The organism is Cellulophaga sp. RHA_52 (assembly GCF_007827205.1).
Lineage (GTDB): Bacteria > Bacteroidota > Bacteroidia > Flavobacteriales > Flavobacteriaceae > Cellulophaga > Cellulophaga lytica.
Genome location: NZ_VIRZ01000001.1, coordinates 2,345,022 through 2,362,438, shown reverse-complemented (window position 1 = coordinate 2,362,438; position 17,417 = coordinate 2,345,022). Strand labels below are relative to the sequence as shown.

Genomic DNA, 17,417 nt, shown 5'->3' with positions numbered 1-17,417 from the left:
TTTCTCGGGTGCAAATTTACTCCTCATATTGTTCTTAAAATGTTAAAAAAGCATAAAAGATGAGATTTTTAGGATATTCGACACCAATTAACGGATTAAGTGTTTATCTGTTAATGTTTTGCTTGTTTATCCATCGGATATATTGCTCTTTATTTCGGTTATGTTGCGATAATGTTTTCGCAAACTTGTGATAACCAAAGTTTTCTACGTTAGCAACAAAGTAATAGTAGTCATGTTTTTCCGAATTTAAAACAGCATTTACAGCAGAAATATCTGGCATTGCAATTGGCCCTGGAGGCAAACCAGCATACATATATGTGTTGTATGGAGAATCTAACTTTAAGTCTTTATAAAGTACTCTTTTTATTATTTGCTTAAAATTATTTTGATGTAATTTTAACGCATATATAACAGTTGGGTCTGCTTGTAATAGCATCCCTTTACGTAATCTATTTAAATAAACACCAGCAACTCTTGGTCTTTCATCTACTTTAGCGGTTTCTTTATGCACTATAGATGCTAGTGCAACAACTTCATTTTCTGTTAACCCTAAAGATTTTGCCTTAGCTTTTCTGTCTTCATTCCAAAAGCGCTTATATTCTGTAAGCATTTTTGACCTAAATGTTTCTGCAGAGCTATTCCAATAAAACTCATAACTATTAGGAATATACATTGCTAATTTATTAGCATGAGTAAAATTATTCTCTTTTAAAAACTGAGGTTCATTAAAGGCCTGTATTAAAGACAAGCTATCTGCCTCTATTTGCGTAGCTACTCTTCCTGCTAAATCTTCTAAGGTTTCTTGATTATTAAAAGAAACCTTAACTGGTATATTACGACCACGAAGCGAATTAATAATTTCATTATTATTCATCCCCTTTTTAATCTCAAACTTACCTGCTTTTACATTAGATATGTAGCCTTTACGTTTAGCAGCAGCTTCAAAATCTTCTACATCTTTAAGTAATGGTGCAACTTGCTGCTTAACATCGTTAAATTTATCTGTAGATTTTACAAAAACGTAAGCTGCATCATTATTAAAATTTGTGTTATTTACAAAAAAAACACCGTACACCATATAAGCAAAAACACTACAACCTACTAAACCTATTAGTAAAACTGCTACTAAAATTCTTTTTATATACATTAATTATTTATCTTTTGATATAATATTTCATCTTTAAACTTACCCTTGGTAAAAATCCAATCTTTTTTTACACCAACAGCATTAAAACCCATTTTTTTAAATAAATGTTTACTTGGCTCATTATCTACCAGGACATTTGCATAAATTTGGTGCAACTGCAATGTTTTAAAAACATAATTACAAACTAACTCTAAGGCTTCTGCTCCAACTCCTTTATTTCTTTTCTTTTTTTCTGATACTATAATACCCAAACCCACCTTTTTATTAGCAGGATCAAAATCAAACAAATCCACCAAACCTAAAACAGTATCATCAAAATCACATATACAAAGACGTAATTGTTTTGCTTCATAAATATCTTTATAAGCATTTTGCAAATACAATTCTAAAATATGCTTAGCATAAGGAGCAGTTGTACCGCTAATTTCCCAAATACTTGTGTCATTTTCTAATTGATACAGAAAATCAAGATCATTAGGCTCTATTGCACGCAAATATATACGCTCTCCTTTTAAGCTTAACATATTATTTCCCCTTTAAAAACTTGTTTAGCTTCACCCGTTAGGTATACATTTTTATAACTCCCATCTTTAGCAGTAAAACTAATTTCTAAATTACCACCCATTACTTTAATAGGTATTGTTGTTAAATTTGTATTACCAGATTTATGCATAGCTAACGCCACTGCTGTTACACCTGTTCCGCAAGATAAAGTCTCATCCTCTACACCCCTTTCATAAGTACGCACGGTGTAACCCTTAGCATTTTTAGTTACAAAATTTACATTACTACCAGCTTCACCATATAGGCCGTATCTAATTTTTTTGCCTTCTGTAAAAACATCAAAACCATTTACGTTATCTACCAATTGTACATGGTGCGGAGAACCTGTATCTAAAAAAGAGTAATTTTCTTTTTCTTTTACTTCAGCAACATCAATCATTTGCAGACTTACAATATCACCTTTAATAGTAGCATTATGCAACCCATCTACAGCATTAAATGTGGTTTCTTCTTTTATCACGCCTAAAAAATTAGCAAAGGCAACAAGACACCTTCCTCCATTACCGCACATAGTACTTTCATTACCATCTGCGTTATAATACACCATTTTAAAGTCTAAATCCTCATCATTCTCTAGTAAAATTAAACCGTCTGCTCCCACTCCAAATTTACGGTCACATAACGTATTAATTAACTTGGTATCTTGCTTTGGAAAACTTAAAGATCTGTTATCTATCATAACAAAATCGTTCCCTGTTCCTTGATATTTATAAAATGTAATTTGCATAGTCACAAATATATAATTTGTTAAGGTTTTTTTAGCAGTTAAAAAGACGTTAAATTAGACTTTCTGAAATATAAAATTGATAATTTTACAGTTGAAAATGTTAATATATTGAATGATTATGAAAAAAATAACAAGTTTACTAGCCGTTTCTGTGCTTGCAGGCACAATAACTTTAGGAGCATATAAATTATTTTTGGAGGAGAAAAATTATCACATTATAACAGAAGACTCTAATGCATCTACTTTTACAACAAGTAACACACCTGTTTCTTTTAGAGGTGCTGGTATTAATGAAGTAGATTTTACCTCTGCAGCAGAAAATACGGTTAATGCAGTTGTACACGTTAAAAATGTATCTATAGACCAAGAACAAAATCGTGTACTACAGTTTTTTTACGGACAAAGTGTTTCTGCAAAACCACAAGTTGGTACCGGATCTGGTGTTATAATATCTGAAGATGGGTATATAGTTACAAACAACCATGTTATAGACAACGCTACACAACTACAAGTTACACTAAACAACAATAAAACATATGTTGCTGAGTTGGTTGGTACAGACCCTAATACAGATATTGCTCTTTTAAAAATTGATGCAAAAAAGAAATTGCCATATTTAGCATTTGGAGATAGTAACAGTGTTAAAGTTGGCGAATGGGTTTTAGCAGTTGGTAACCCATTTAACCTAACATCTACAGTAACAGCAGGTATTATAAGTGCTAAGGCTCGTAATTTAGATATGAGCAATAAATCACAATCTTTTATACAGACTGATGCTGCTGTAAACCCAGGAAACAGTGGTGGTGCTTTGGTAAATACTAACGGAGACTTAATTGGCGTTAACACAGCTATTACCTCTAGAACAGGATCTTATGTTGGGTATTCTTTTGCAGTACCTAGTAATATTGCTAAAAAAGTTGTTGATGACATTATTGAATACGGAAATGTTTTAGACGGAATTTTAGGCATTTCTACACCAAAAGTAAACTCTAGATATGCCGTAGAAAATGGTTTAAATGAAATTGATGGTGTGTACATTGAAGACGTAACTGAAGATTCTGGTGCTTTTGAAGCCGGTTTACAAAGCGGAGACATTATTAAAAAAACTGACGAAGTAGAAATACACAAATTAGCGGATTTAAATGGTTACTTATCTTCTAAAAGACCAGGAGATACTATACAGATAGCTATTAATAGAGACGATGAAGAAATTATAAAACCTGTAATTTTAAAAGAAAGACAAACCATAATTATAGAAGGTCTTGGTTTAGAAGTTAAAAATCTTAATGATAAAGACCGCAAAAAATTTAAAACCAAAAACGGAGTTAAAATTATAGGAGTTCCTGAGTTGTACAGAATGTATAATTTAGAAGGCAAAGTATTAATTGCTGTAGGAAAAAAAGAAATTAAAAATGTATATGATGCTAAAAACCTTTTTAGCTCTATTGGCAGATACGGCTACACAAGCATAACTATGGTTAATGAAAAAGGAGAAAGAGAACGTCTTATCTTTCAATAGCCAATAAACACAATCCTTTTTAACGGTTAAAAATGCAGACTTAACGAAGTCTGCATTTTTTTTTACAAAAACACTTTACGAAAACGTTTGAAATATAGTACTTTTGCCCAAAATTAAATTTATTTTAAATCATATTTAATGAGTGCCAGTAAATCGTATGAGAAAGAATTAGCTTTTCAAGCAGACCGTAGAAAAGCAACTACAGAGTTCATAAAAATTGTGAGCAACCTGTGGTATGACAAGTCTATTGAGGTAGTTCTTTTCAAAAATCAGATTATTGATAAAAATGTTAGCGACATTATTAACCTACACGAGTATGCAGGTGAATTTGTACAAAAACCAATTTCAATTTTTGATTCTGTTGAAATCTTAAGAGCAATTAACGACATTAAATTACCACCTGCAAAATTAGATATAGGTAAATTAACTTATGAATACCACGCAGATGATAATAATTACAGCAATGTAAAAGCATTTGTTTTAGACAAACTAAAAGATGCTAATGGCGCAAAAACAATAAAACCTAAAGATGTTGTTCTTTATGGTTTTGGTAGAATTGGTAGGTTAGTTGCCAGAGAGCTTATGGCTAAAACTGGTAAAGGAAACCAATTAAGACTTAGAGCTATTGTTACCAGAGGTACAATTAACCAAGAGGTTTTAGAAAAAAGAGCTAGCCTTTTACGTACCGATTCTGTTCACGGACATTTTACAGGTACTATTGATGTAGATGTAGAAAACAGTGCTTTAATTATTAATGGCACTACAGTACATATTATTTCTGCCCAAAAACCAGAAGATATAGATTATACTAAATACGGTATAATTAGCGCTTTAATTATAGACAATACGGGTGCTTTTAGAGATAAAGAAGCTTTAAGTAGACATTTGCAATCTAAAGGTGCATCTAGAGTATTATTAACGGCACCAGGTAAAGGTATCCCTAACATTGTGCACGGTGTAAACCATTTAGAGCACAACCCAGATACTACTAAAATATTTTCTGCTGCATCTTGCACAACAAATGCAATTACTCCTATTTTAAAAATTATTGAAGATTCTTTAGGCGTTAAAAAAGGGCATTTAGAAACTATACACGCTTATACTAACGACCAGAATTTAGTAGACAATATGCATAGCAAATACCGTCGTGGTAGAGCAGCAGCACTAAATATGGTAATTACAGAAACTGGCGCTGGTAAAGCTGTATGTTTAGCACTACCTAGTTTAGAAGGCAAATTAAGTTCTAATGCAATTAGAGTACCTGTACCAAACGGTTCTTTAGCTATATTAAACTTAGATGTTAATAATAAAACATCTAAAGAAGGTATCAATACTATTCTTAAAAAATACGCTTTAGAAGGTGACCTTGTAGAGCAAATTAAATACTCTTTAAATAATGAGTTAGTATCATCTGATATAGTTGGCACCTCTGCCCCATCAATTTATGATAGCCCCGCTACCATAGTTTCTAAAGATGGTAAAAACATTATTTTATACATCTGGTATGATAATGAATATGGATACTCTCATCAAGTAATAAGATTAGCTAAGTACATCTCTAAAGTAAGGAGATTTACCTACTATTAATCGATTATGTGTTGGAAAACTTCGTTGTAACTCATAAATTGGAGCATTTTATAGACATTTTTCTATTTTATTTTCCAAGTTTCAGCGGAGTTTTTTTCTTATCTAAAAATATTAAATTACTTTAGCCGTCTCATAAAATTTTTAAACACAACATTATATGAAAGGCTTAAAGCTATTACCAATATTTATTGCTTTACTAGTATGGAACGTACAGTTTGCTCAAGAAGATAACGACTCTGAAAACGAAGAAAACACTTCATCTTTAGAGAACGGCACAATTGAATCACAATTTGAATACGTTGCAAAAAAATCTGGTAATTACAGAGCAGTTGGTGTTAGATATGAGGTTGTAAAAGTTACAAGTTTAAATAAACTTAAAAAGAATGTTTTAGATTCTTTATCTGCTTATAACAAAACCGAGATATCTTTAAAAAGCACTATTAAAGAGAATGAAACAACTATTAGCGACTTAAACCAAAAACTAGACGCTACTACAAAAAACCTTGCTGCAATTACAGAAGAAAAAGACAGTATGTTTTTTTTAGGTATGCAAGTATCTAAAGTTACTTACAACCTTATATTATGGTCTATTATTGGTGGGTTACTTACGTTATTACTATTATTTATATACAGGTTTAGAAAAAGTAATGTACTAACCCAAGAAGCCAAAACAAACTTAGCAGAGTTAGAGACTGAGTTTGAAGACCACAGAAGAAGAGCTTTAGAACGAGAACAGAAAATAAGCAGACAGCTTATGGATGAGCTAAACAAACACAAGAAATAAAAACACAAAGCTCCTTTTTTAAGGAGCTTTTTTATTTTTCACAATTATGGTAACAATAAAAAAAGCAACAGAAAAAGATAGTAGCATAGTTGCTCCTTTACTTAACAACTACAGAATTTTTTACAAGCAAGAGCCTAACTTAAAAGCCGCTGAAAATTTTTTGATAGAAAGATTAAGTAAAAATCAATCTCACATATTTATTGCTTTTAAAAATAACATAGCAGTTGGTTTTACACAATTGTACACCTCCTACTCTTCCGTAGCATTACAACCACTATTTATTTTAAATGACCTATACGTAGATACCCAATACAGAGGTAACAACATAGGAACTGAATTACTAAAAAAAGCTCAACAATTTTGCAAAGATAATAAACACAAAGGGCTAGCTTTAGAAACCGCAACCAACAACCCAGCTCAAAAATTATACGAAAAACTAAACTGGGAAAAAGATACAGCGTCTTTTCATTATTTTTGGACTGCTAAATAGCAAAATCTAAATTGTATATTTGCCACCAATATTTTAGTATGAGAATAGATATTATTACGGTTTTACCAGAATTATTAAAGAGTCCTTTTGAAGCTTCAATTCTAAAAAGATCTATAGAAAAAGGGCTAGTAGAAGTTCATTTTCACAACTTAAGAGACTATACAGATAAAAGTTACAACCAAATAGATGATTATCAATTTGGTGGTGGCGCAGGTATGGTTATGATGATAGAACCTATAGACAAATGCATTAGCAAACTAAAGGGAGAACGTACTTATGATGATGTTATATATATGACACCAGATGGTAGTACTTTAAACCAAAAAATGGCTAATACCTTATCATTATCAAAAAATATAATTATTCTTTGCGGACATTATAAAGGCGTAGACCAAAGAGTAAGAGATACCTTAATTACAAAAGAAATATCTATTGGAGATTATGTTTTGTCTGGAGGAGAACTTGGTGCTGCTGTTTTATGTGACACTATTATAAGGTTAATTCCGGGTGTTTTAAATAACGAAACATCTGCTTTAACAGACACCTTTCAGGATAATTTGTTAGCTCCGCCTGTATACACTAGACCTGCAGAATACAAAGGATTAAAAGTTCCTGAAATATTACTGAATGGCAACTTTCCTAAAATTGAAAAATGGAGAGAAGACCAAGCCTACGAAAGAACCAAACAACTAAGACCAGATTTACTAGATAATGATTGATAATTTTGAAATATTATACGGAATAACCTCTATAATTTACGCCTTAATAGCTATTGCCACAACAATTGGCGCCATAATTTACACTACCAAAAAAAAAGGCATAGCAGGTGTTTTTATGATAATTGGCAGCGTTGTTAGTTTTTTATGCTCAATAGCATACCCATTAATAGCTGCATTAACAAGCTCTCTTAATTTAGAACCAGAACAACTAATGTTAGCCAACTACAGTGTCAATATATTAAGTTGTTTCTTCTCTATTATTTTTGTGACAGGCTTTATTTTAGCCGTTAGTAAATTAAAAAAAGATTCATAATAACCATTTTACAGCAAAAAATACAGTTCAAAACTTGCTATATGTAATTAATAATGTATTTTTGCACTCGATTTAAAATTAACCTCTGGCGAAAAACGTGAACTGTTGATTTTAATAAACTTATATAAAAAAGAAACAAGATGGAAGCATTAATTAAATTTGTTGAAGACGAATTTGTTCCAAAAAAAGATTTTCCAAAATTCTCTGCTGGTGATACAATTACTGTATACTACGAAATTAAGGAAGGTGAAAAAACTCGTACTCAGTTCTTTAGAGGTGTAGTTATCCAAAGAAGAGGTAGCGGTGCTACAGAAACTTTTACAATACGCAAAATGTCTGGTACTGTTGGTGTTGAGCGTATTTTCCCTGTTAATTTACCTGCATTACAAAAAATTGAAATCAATAAGAAAGGTAAAGTACGTAGAGCTCGTATCTTCTACTTTAGAGGTCTTACTGGTAAAAAAGCAAGAATTAAAGAAGTTCGTAAATAATACCACTTCTTATACAATACTAAAAAGTCTACCTAACGGTAGACTTTTTTTGTTAAAAGATATACGTCATTTTTATTTAGTAAGCAAAATAACCATAATATGTTAAAGTTATTGCTTAATTAATTTATATTTATTAAATTTAAGTGTTATTTACTATTAATATCATTATTAGGTAAGTGTATAGTACATAACTATAAAGTTGCGTTCTTTATATTGTTGCAAGATCTCTTTATAAAGTTAATTAAGTGCACATCTTAAATTAACCTTACATTGAAGACCTATAATGGGTTGATAAAACTTGATTATAGATTTTTAATTTATTAAATTATATGTTTAATTAAACTTAAAAATAGCAACAAGAAAAAACATAATAGATTGACTTAATTAAAATTAAGTATTGTTATGTTTTAAACGTAGAAACAAAAGTTAACTGCAATCAATGGTTGCCGTTTTATAGAAGGTATAAAACAAACAAAAGTTAAGAATTGTTTCTAAAAGCCATATCAATGTATACAATACAATGATATGGCTTTTGTTTTTCATTGATTTATTGCATAATAATCACAATTTTTAATAGTTTTTTAAAAATATCTCATTCTATAAGATAACTGAAAATTGTATATTTGTTTCGCTTAAAATAAATCAATATAATATGCCAAAAATAATATATACAAAAACTGATGAAGCTCCTGCTTTAGCAACTCAATCTTTCTTACCAATTGTACAAGCTTTTACTAAAACTACAGGTATAGAAATGGAAACAAAAGACATCTCTTTAGCAGCTCGTATATTAGCTGTTTTTCCAGATTACCTATCAAAAGAGCAACAGTTTGAAGATGCTTTAACACAATTAGGAGAATTGGCAAAAAGTCCTGAGGCTAACATTATTAAACTTCCTAATATTAGTGCTTCTATACCACAACTTAAAGAAGCCATTGCAGAACTACAAGAAAAAGGGTATGCTATACCTAGCTACCCAGACGATCCTAAAGATGCAAAAGAGCAAGAAATTAAAAGACGTTATGATAAAATTAAAGGTAGTGCAGTAAACCCTGTATTACGCGAGGGTAACTCTGACCGTAGAGCTCCAAAAGCTGTTAAAAACTACGCAAAAGCAAATCCACACTCTATGGGTGCTTGGAGCCCAGATTCTAAATCTCAAGTAGCTACTATGTCTTCTGGAGATTTTAAAGATAACGAAAAGTCTATCACCTTAGACAAAGCAACAGATGTTAGTGTTGTTTTAGTAAAAGAAGACGGCTCTAAAGAGGTTTTAAAAGATAAAATTTCATTACTAGATGGCGAAATTATAGATGCTACTGTAATGAGTAACAAAGCTCTTTTAGCGTTTTTACAAAAGCAAATGAAAGAAGCTAAAGATGCTGGCATATTGTTTTCTTTACATATGAAAGCAACTATGATGAAGGTTTCCGACCCAATTATTTTTGGTCACGCTGTAGAAGTTTTCTTTGCTGATGTATTTAAAAAGTACGGTAAAGTTTTTGAAGAAAACGGAATAAGCGCAAACAACGGTTTAGAAAGCTTATTAAATAAATTAGATAAAATATCTAATGGCGCAGAAATTAAAGCTGAAATTGAAAAGACTATAGAGAATGGTCCAGATTTAGCAATGGTTAATTCTGACAAAGGAATAACAAATTTACACGTGCCTAGTGACGTTATTATTGATGCTTCTATGCCAGCAATGATACGTAACTCCGGACAAATGTGGAATGCAGAAGGTAAAGCACAAGATACTTTGGCTGTTATACCAGATAGTAGTTATGCAGAAATTTACTCTGCAACTATAGATTTCTGTAAAAAACACGGTGCTTTTGACCCTACAACAATGGGTACAGTACCTAACGTTGGTTTAATGGCTCAAAAAGCTGAAGAATACGGATCTCACGACAAAACTTTTGAAATTGCAAACAACGGAAAAGTACAAGTTATAGATGCTACCGGTACTGTACTTATAGAGCACAACGTAGAAGCTGGTGATATCTGGAGAATGTGCCAAGTAAAAGATGCTCCTATACAAGACTGGGTTAAGTTAGCCGTTTCTAGAGCAAGAGCTACTAACACACCTGCTGTTTTTTGGTTAAATGAAGAAAGAGCTCATGATGCAGAGTTAATTAAAAAAGTTAACACATATTTACCTAACCATGATACGTCTGGTTTAGAAATTTTAATTCTATCACCTTTAAAAGCTACAGAATACACACTTGCTAGAATTAAAGATGGTAAAGACACTATTTCTGTTTCTGGTAATGTACTTAGAGATTACTTAACAGATTTGTTCCCAATTTTAGAAGTTGGTACAAGCGCAAAAATGCTATCTATTGTTCCTTTAATGAATGGTGGTGGTTTGTTTGAAACTGGTGCAGGTGGATCTGCTCCTAAACACGTTGAACAATTTACTGAAGAAGGACACTTACGTTGGGATTCTTTAGGTGAATTTTTAGCTTTAGAGGTTTCTTTAGAGCACGAGGCAGAAAAATCTGGAAATACTGATACACTTGTTTTAGCTGAAGCTTTAGGTGATGCTACAGAGAAATTTTTATTAAACGATAAATCTCCGTCTAGAAAAGTAAACGAAATAGACAACAGAGGTTCTCACTTTTACCTAACATTATATTGGGCAGAAGCATTAGCTAACCAAACCAAGAGTCCTGCTTTACAAGCTAAATTTAAAGATGTTTATGCTTCATTAAAAGATAATGAAAGCAAAATAAACGAAGAGTTAATTAACGCTCAAGGTTCTAGTGTAAACATAGAGGGCTACTACTTACCTAACCAAGAGGTTTTAGCTAAAGCTATGAGACCTAGCAACACTTTAAATACTATTATTAGTAGTATTTAATGCTTAAACATTTATACTTAAAGCCTTTTCATTATTTTTTGAAAAGGCTTTTTTATTTTAAATAAATGTTAACTATTATAATCTAGCTTTAAAAGTGGTTATTTTTACAAAAACCCATACCAACTATGCACAGACCAATTGTCTGCCTTTTTATCCTTTTGTTCTTTTTTACAACAAGTAAGGCGCAGGAAAAATATACATTATTTGGCACCATCACAGAAGCGTCTAGTAACGAAACACTAATAGGTGTTTCTATAGCAGTACCAGAACTACAAACAGGAGTAATTACCAATGAATACGGGTTTTACTCATTAACACTGCCTAAAGGAAATTACACAATAATTGTAAGTTATATTGGTTTTAATGACATTAAAAAAGAAATAAATTTAAATAAAGACACCACATTAAACCTTCAGCTTAATGAAGCTATTGAGGAGTTAAACGAAATTGTACTTACTGAGGACATTGAGAAAATTAGCATTCGAAAACCACAAATGAGTGTAAACTCTTTATCATCTAGCAGTATAAAAAAAATACCAGCAATATTAGGCGAGGCTGATGTTCTAAAGTCAATTTTACTACTTCCTGGAGTTACTAGTGGTGGTGAAGGTGCATCCGGATTTAATGTGCGTGGTGGCTCTGTAGATCAAAATTTAATTTTACTAGATGAAGCTACCATTTACAACTCTTCACATTTATTTGGTTTCTTTTCAGTTTTTAATCCTGATGCCATAAAAGATTTAAAACTATACAAAGGTGGTATACCTGCAAAATACGGAGGCAGAATTTCATCTGTACTAGATATTTACCAAAAAGAAGGAAACAGTAAAGAATTTAAAGCTAATGGTGGTATTGGCATTGTTTCTAGTAGATTATTGCTTGAAGGGCCTTTAAAAAAAGACAAAGGCGCTTTTTTAATCGGTGGTCGTAGCTCTTATGCTCATCTGTTTTTACCCTTATTAGATAATGACAATAAGGCATATTTTTATGATTTAAATACTAAACTTAATTACAAAATAAATAAAAACAATAACCTATACTTATCTGGCTATTTTGGTAGAGATGTTTTTAGCATTGCCAATAGTTTTGAAAACACATATGGTAACTCTGTTATTAATTTAAGGTGGAATCACTTATTCTCTGATAAATTGTTTAGCAATTTATCATTAATTTACTCTGACTATTTTTACGGATTAGAATTAGATTTTGTTGGTTTTAAATGGAACTCTGGAATACAAAACTTTAATCTTAAGTACGATTTTAAAAATTACATCTCCAACAACCTTAAATTAAATTACGGACTAAACAACACATATTACAGATTTAATCCTGGAGAAATAAAGCCAAACCGAAGCGATTCTGGTATTTTACCAAACAAATTAACTGACAAATACGCTAACGAATTTGCTGCCTATATAGATGCCGAACACAAAGTTAGCAGCAACCTTACATTACAGTACGGAGTACGCTGGAGCCATTTCACCAGGCTAGGACAAGATGAGCTTTTTATATATGAAAACAACCAAGCAGTTAATTTTAATACCGATTTTCAGATATACGAAAGTGCAGAACCTATAGGAATAGAACGTTTTAAAAGATCTGCACAAATAACCACATTTAACAACTTAGAGCCAAGAGTAGCATTGTCTTACGCACTAAACAATAACAACTCTATAAAAGCTAGTTACAACCATATGGCTCAGTACCTGCATTTATTATCTAACACTAGTTCCCCTACTCCTTTAGATGTTTGGTCTCCCAGCGGAAAATATATTAAACCACAAATATTAGATCAATATGCAATAGGCTATTTTAAAAACTTTAATAATGACAGTTACTCCTTAGAGACAGAAGCTTATTACAAAGATGTTAAAAACAGAATAGACTATATAGATGGTGCTAACCTAATTGCTAATGATGCAATAGAACAGGTAATTTTGAATGGTAAAATGAGATCTTACGGTTTAGAACTTATGCTTAAGAAAAACAACGGAAAATTAAACGGTTGGCTATCTTACACTTTATCTAAGTCCGAACAACAAACTCCTCCAAGAAGCACTAACGAAACAGGAATTAACAATGGTAAATGGTACACCACGTCTTTTGATAAGACTCACGATTTATCTATTAACGCTAGCTATAACTTAAATGACAAATGGAGCTTTAATAGTAATTTAATATACCAATCTGGGCAACCAACAAACTACCCAATTGGTCAATTTGAGTACAAAGACCTAAGCATTCCTATTTATGGAGACCGTAACAACCAACGCTTACCAAGCTACAATAGGTTAGATATATCTGCCACATTAACTCCTAAAAAAAATAAAAACAGAAAATTGCAAGCTCAATGGGTTTTTGGCATATACAACGTTTACAATCGTAAAAATGCAGCTTCTATTAATTTTTCTAGAAATGAAGATACCGGAAACAATGAAGCACTACGTACCTCTATTTTTGGTATAGTACCATCTGTAACTTATAATTTTAAATTTTAATAATAATGAAAAAGTTAGTATACATTATACCACTACTATTATTTTTTGGGTGCGAAGATGTTGTAGATATAGACGTTCCTAGTACCGAACCAAAATTAGTTATAGATGCTAGTTTTAATGTATATACAACAGAGTCTCCTGTAAGAACAGATGGTTTTGTGAAATTATCTTTAACAACAAACTATTTTGATACTGAAGATAACCCAGTAACCACAGCAGATGTTTTTATTGTAGATTTAAGCTCCGGAACAGTTTATCCATTCTCATCTAATGGAAATGCTGGCTACTACCAAGCTTCATCAAATAATTTTACACCAGAGTTTAATAAAACATACCTATTAAATGTAGTGTATAACAACAATACATACATTGCAGAAACTACTTTAATACCTAGTGTAGCAATTGATAATGTAGAACAAGGAGATGCTACACTTTTTGATGAAGATGATACAGAACTAATTGTTTCCTTTACAGATAATGCCAATAGAGATGATTTTTATCTGTTTGATTTGGATTTTGGTGAATTTTTAACCACGTCAGATGAGTTTTTTCAAGGAGAAACATTTAAGTTCTCTTATTTTTACGACGATTTATCTTCTGGCAAGGAAGTTGTTATAAAGTTAAATGGTGTAGATGAACAATTTTATAATTATATGGATTTAATTTTAGCACAAAGTGGAGAAAGCTCTGGAGGACCTTTTCAAACAACACCTGCTACTATTAGAGGCAACATAATTAACACCACAAATGAAGATGATTATGCTTTAGGATATTTTAATTTATCTGAAACATACGAGTACAAAATTACTATAAATTAAAAAATACTTTAAAATATGCCCACAACACAGTCTGACTCTTTTTACAAAAGCATTAAGTTTTTTGGGCTAACAGTATTACTTATGTTTTCTGGCCCTGGAGCTATATACGAGGCCTTTAAAAACGAAAATCACCCTTTATATTTACCTGTACTTATACTTGGTTTTATTTTGTCTTTAGCTGCGTTAGGGCTTTTCTATTACAGTTTACGCTTAATGATGACAGCAATTTTTGGAAAGAGAAAAAAGTAACTTACTTGTTACATTTAGATATTAAAAAAAGCCTCCAATTGGAGGCTTTTTTTAATGTCTAAAACTATAAATTACTATTTAGCTACGTTAACTGCTCTTGTTTCACGTATTACAGTAACTTTAACTTGACCTGGATACGTCATATCAGTTTGTATTTTTTGAGAAATTTCAAATGACAATTCTGCCGCCTTGTCATCATTTACTTTTTCGCTCTCTACAATAACACGCAACTCTCTACCAGCTTGTATTGCATATGCTTTTTGTACTCCTACAAATCCAAAAGCAACTTCTTCTAAATCTTTTAATCGTTGTATATAAGAATCTAAAACTTGTCTTCTTGCCCCTGGTCTTGCACCACTAATAGCATCACAAACTTGTACAATTGGCGCTATTAGAGTTTTCATTTCAATTTCATCATGGTGGGCACCAATAGCATTACAAACATCTGCCTTTTCTCCGTACTTTTCTGCCCATTGCATACCTAAAATAGCGTGTGGTGTTTCTACCTCTACTTCTGTGTTTGGCACTTTACCAATATCATGTAGTAAACCTGCCCTTTTAGCTGTTTTAGGGTTTAAACCTAACTCTGCTGCCATTACACCACATAGTTTAGCAACTTCTCTTGAGTGTTGCAATAAGTTTTGCCCATAAGAAGAACGGTATTTCATACGCCCAATTGCTCTAATTAACTCTGGGTGCAAACCGTGAATACCCAAGTCTATAATTGTACGCTTACCAACTTCTACAATTTCTTGCTCAATTTGTTTTTCTGTTTTACGTACCACTTCTTCAATACGTGCAGGGTGTATACGGCCATCTGTCACCAATTTATGTAAAGACAAACGTGCTACCTCTCTACGTACAGAATCAAAACAAGAAAGTATAATAGCTTCAGGAGTATCATCTACAATAATCTCTACCCCAGTTGCAGCCTCTAAAGCTCTAATGTTTCTACCTTCTCTACCAATAATACGCCCTTTAACATCATCTGACTCTAGGTTAAAAACAGATACACAGTTTTCTACTGCTTCCTCTGTTCCTATACGCTGTATAGTATTAATTATAATTTTCTTGGCATCTTGTTCTGCAGTAAGTTTAGCCTCTTCCATAGCTGTTTGCATAAACGCCATAGCATCTGACTTAGCTGTTTCTTTTAAAGAATTTACCAATTGCTCTTTAGCCTCATCAGCAGACAAGCCAGAAATTACCTCTAACTGCTGTACCTGGTTTTTGTGCAACTTATCTAACTCAGATCGTTTTTTCTCTAAATATTCGTTCTTATGATCTACAGACTGTAGCTTAGACTGTAGTTGGTCATTTAACTTTTTACTTTTTGCAAGCTCATTACTAACCTGAGATTCTTTATCTCTAGTTCGTTTTTCTGCTTCAGACATTTTTTTATCCTTAGCAATAATAACTTTTTCATGTTCTGCTTTAAGTTCTAAAAACTTTTCTTTTGCCTGTAGTATTTTATCTTTTTTAATGCCTTCACCTTCGGTTTTAGCATTTCTTAGTATTGATTCTGCTTCTAACTTAGCACTAGCAATTGTTTTAGAGGCTTTGCCTTTCTCTAAAAACTTGGCTATTATAAAACCAATTGCCAAACCTACTATAGTTCCTATAATTATAAATGTAATATTCTCCATGGTTGTTTATATATATTAAAAAACCCACATTGGGGGTGTTTTGTACAAACTCCTATAAAACAGGATTAGGGTTAACAGCATGATCAAGGATCCTTATACTAGTAAGGCCTGCTTTTACAAACTAAACTCACCCTTTAAAAACAAATTAATGTTGAGTTTGTCAAAAAAATACCAATGTGGGCAGTAATTTAATGTTATGTAATGAACGTATTTTATATTATATAGAGCTCAGCTTAGATTCTACAATGTGTTCTAATGCTTTTAAACGCTTAGTAACTTCGGTTGTGTCTTCTTGTTTATCAATACTTTTTTGCTCTATTTTAGAGGCAAATTGTAAGGCACACATTGCCAATACATCTTGTTTATCTCTAACGGCATAATTTTGCTCAAACTTTTTTGCAAGCTGCTCTATATTTTTTGCAGCTTTACGTAAACCTTCTTCCTGACTAGGATCTATAGTTAACGGGTAAACCCTGTCTGCAATAGAAAGTTTAATTTTTAGCTTTTCTGCCATAAGTATTAATATTACATTATTCAGCTAGTTGAGCAATACAATGGTCTAACTCTCTAATTAATGTATTTATTTTTAGCTTTGCTTCTGTTTTATTTTTATTACTGCCTAGCATAGAATTTGCAAGTTTAAGAGCATTATACTTTTCTTCCCATTCTAAAACCAAATTAGAAGTTGCTGCTTGCTCTTTTTTAAGCGAAAGTAACTCTTCATACAACCTAGTATTTGCTTGCTTTAACAACTCCATCTTATGAAGTAGCTTGCTAACTTTGTTTTCTAAAGAATCAACAATTTCAACTAATTCGCTCATTTACAAAAATCGATGCATTTATCACAAAGTTAACATAGATTAAACTAGTTCGCAATACTTTTTTCAATTATTCTTGTAAAGAATTAAATATTAGCACTTAACCCTCTGTAATAAGGTGTTTTGGAATTTTTAAAGCATATTAGTTTTTTTCAATTAAACGGGATTGGTTATTTTCGTATCA

General features: G+C 31.8%; 17 protein-coding genes and 1 other RNA gene. 11 read left to right on the top strand and 7 right to left on the bottom strand.

What is annotated here, in order from left to right; translation table 11 throughout:
- Nucleotides 1-103: 103 nt before the first annotated feature.
- From mltG to dapF, 3 genes are read right to left on the bottom strand one after another with little or no spacing between them, the layout of a single operon-like run.
- A complete protein-coding gene (mltG, locus tag JM80_RS10450) occupies nucleotides 104-1,147 on the bottom strand; it encodes an endolytic transglycosylase MltG (protein WP_034645227.1) in 1,044 nt (347 codons plus the stop codon).
- Nucleotides 1,147-1,671 (bottom strand): GNAT family N-acetyltransferase, encoded by a 525-nt coding sequence (locus JM80_RS10445; RefSeq protein WP_144709997.1) that lies wholly within the window; start codon nucleotides 1,669-1,671, stop codon nucleotides 1,147-1,149. The genes mltG and JM80_RS10445 overlap by 1 nt, the downstream gene beginning before the upstream one ends.
- Nucleotides 1,665-2,438 carry a diaminopimelate epimerase gene (gene dapF / locus JM80_RS10440; RefSeq protein WP_144709996.1) on the bottom strand — a complete coding sequence of 258 codons (774 nt, stop codon included), beginning with the start codon at nucleotides 2,436-2,438 and terminating at the stop codon, nucleotides 1,665-1,667. Before dapF ends, JM80_RS10445 begins: the two co-directional genes overlap by 7 nt.
- 118 nt (nucleotides 2,439-2,556) lie before the next feature.
- On the opposite strand from dapF, the gene JM80_RS10435 reads away from it, so the two are divergent.
- The 11 genes from JM80_RS10435 (at nucleotide 2,557) to JM80_RS10385 (ending at nucleotide 14,769) form a co-directional block, all read left to right on the top strand.
- A complete protein-coding gene (locus JM80_RS10435) occupies nucleotides 2,557-3,957 on the top strand; it encodes a S1C family serine protease (protein WP_034645224.1) in 1,401 nt (466 codons plus the stop codon).
- A gap of 138 nt (nucleotides 3,958-4,095) precedes the next feature.
- Nucleotides 4,096-5,544: a glyceraldehyde-3-phosphate dehydrogenase gene (locus JM80_RS10430; protein WP_038507115.1), complete on the top strand. Its 1,449-nt coding sequence runs from the start codon at nucleotides 4,096-4,098 to the stop codon at nucleotides 5,542-5,544.
- Nucleotides 5,545-5,701: 157 nt separating this feature from the next.
- Nucleotides 5,702-6,328, top strand: coding sequence for a hypothetical protein (locus JM80_RS10425; protein WP_038507119.1), 627 nt, complete (start codon nucleotides 5,702-5,704; stop codon nucleotides 6,326-6,328).
- Nucleotides 6,329-6,374: 46 nt separating this feature from the next.
- Nucleotides 6,375-6,818, top strand: a complete 444-nt coding sequence (locus JM80_RS10420) for a GNAT family N-acetyltransferase (protein WP_038507122.1) — start codon at nucleotides 6,375-6,377, stop codon at nucleotides 6,816-6,818.
- A gap of 38 nt (nucleotides 6,819-6,856) precedes the next feature.
- A complete protein-coding gene (gene trmD, locus JM80_RS10415) occupies nucleotides 6,857-7,537 on the top strand; it encodes a tRNA (guanosine(37)-N1)-methyltransferase TrmD (protein ID WP_013619596.1) in 681 nt (226 codons plus the stop codon).
- Nucleotides 7,530-7,850 carry a hypothetical protein gene (locus tag JM80_RS10410; protein WP_013619597.1) on the top strand — a complete coding sequence of 107 codons (321 nt, stop codon included), beginning with the start codon at nucleotides 7,530-7,532 and terminating at the stop codon, nucleotides 7,848-7,850. Before trmD ends, JM80_RS10410 begins: the two co-directional genes overlap by 8 nt.
- Before the next feature lie 140 nt (nucleotides 7,851-7,990).
- Nucleotides 7,991-8,341, top strand: coding sequence for a 50S ribosomal protein L19 (gene rplS, locus JM80_RS10405; protein WP_013619598.1), 351 nt, complete (start codon nucleotides 7,991-7,993; stop codon nucleotides 8,339-8,341).
- A gap of 652 nt (nucleotides 8,342-8,993) precedes the next feature.
- Nucleotides 8,994-11,204 carry an NADP-dependent isocitrate dehydrogenase gene (locus tag JM80_RS10400; RefSeq protein WP_144709995.1) on the top strand — a complete coding sequence of 737 codons (2,211 nt, stop codon included), beginning with the start codon at nucleotides 8,994-8,996 and terminating at the stop codon, nucleotides 11,202-11,204.
- Nucleotides 11,205-11,329: 125 nt separating this feature from the next.
- Nucleotides 11,330-13,702: a TonB-dependent receptor gene (locus JM80_RS10395; RefSeq protein WP_144709994.1), complete on the top strand. Its 2,373-nt coding sequence runs from the start codon at nucleotides 11,330-11,332 to the stop codon at nucleotides 13,700-13,702.
- A gap of 5 nt (nucleotides 13,703-13,707) precedes the next feature.
- Nucleotides 13,708-14,520: a DUF4249 family protein gene (locus JM80_RS10390; RefSeq protein WP_144709992.1), complete on the top strand. Its 813-nt coding sequence runs from the start codon at nucleotides 13,708-13,710 to the stop codon at nucleotides 14,518-14,520.
- Between the two features lie 15 nt (nucleotides 14,521-14,535).
- On the top strand, nucleotides 14,536-14,769 hold the full coding sequence (locus JM80_RS10385; RefSeq protein ID WP_013619602.1) for a DUF6095 family protein: 234 nt from the start codon (nucleotides 14,536-14,538) through the stop codon (nucleotides 14,767-14,769).
- 74 nt (nucleotides 14,770-14,843) lie between these two features.
- Here JM80_RS10385 and rny read toward each other — a convergent pair whose 3' ends face one another.
- The 4 genes from rny to JM80_RS10365 all read right to left on the bottom strand — a co-directional run bounded on the left by rny (nucleotide 14,844) and on the right by JM80_RS10365 (nucleotide 17,236).
- Nucleotides 14,844-16,415 carry a ribonuclease Y gene (gene rny / locus JM80_RS10380; RefSeq protein ID WP_013619603.1) on the bottom strand — a complete coding sequence of 524 codons (1,572 nt, stop codon included), beginning with the start codon at nucleotides 16,413-16,415 and terminating at the stop codon, nucleotides 14,844-14,846.
- A 46-nt stretch (nucleotides 16,416-16,461) separates the two neighbouring features.
- Nucleotides 16,462-16,572, bottom strand: a non-coding RNA gene (gene ssrS / locus JM80_RS10375) — 6S RNA.
- Between the two features lie 60 nt (nucleotides 16,573-16,632).
- Entirely contained in the window at nucleotides 16,633-16,929 is a 297-nt protein-coding gene (locus JM80_RS10370) for a cell division protein ZapA (protein WP_013619604.1), read from the bottom strand.
- A gap of 16 nt (nucleotides 16,930-16,945) precedes the next feature.
- Nucleotides 16,946-17,236 carry a hypothetical protein gene (locus JM80_RS10365; RefSeq protein WP_013619605.1) on the bottom strand — a complete coding sequence of 97 codons (291 nt, stop codon included), beginning with the start codon at nucleotides 17,234-17,236 and terminating at the stop codon, nucleotides 16,946-16,948.
- Nucleotides 17,237-17,417 lie beyond the last annotated feature (181 nt).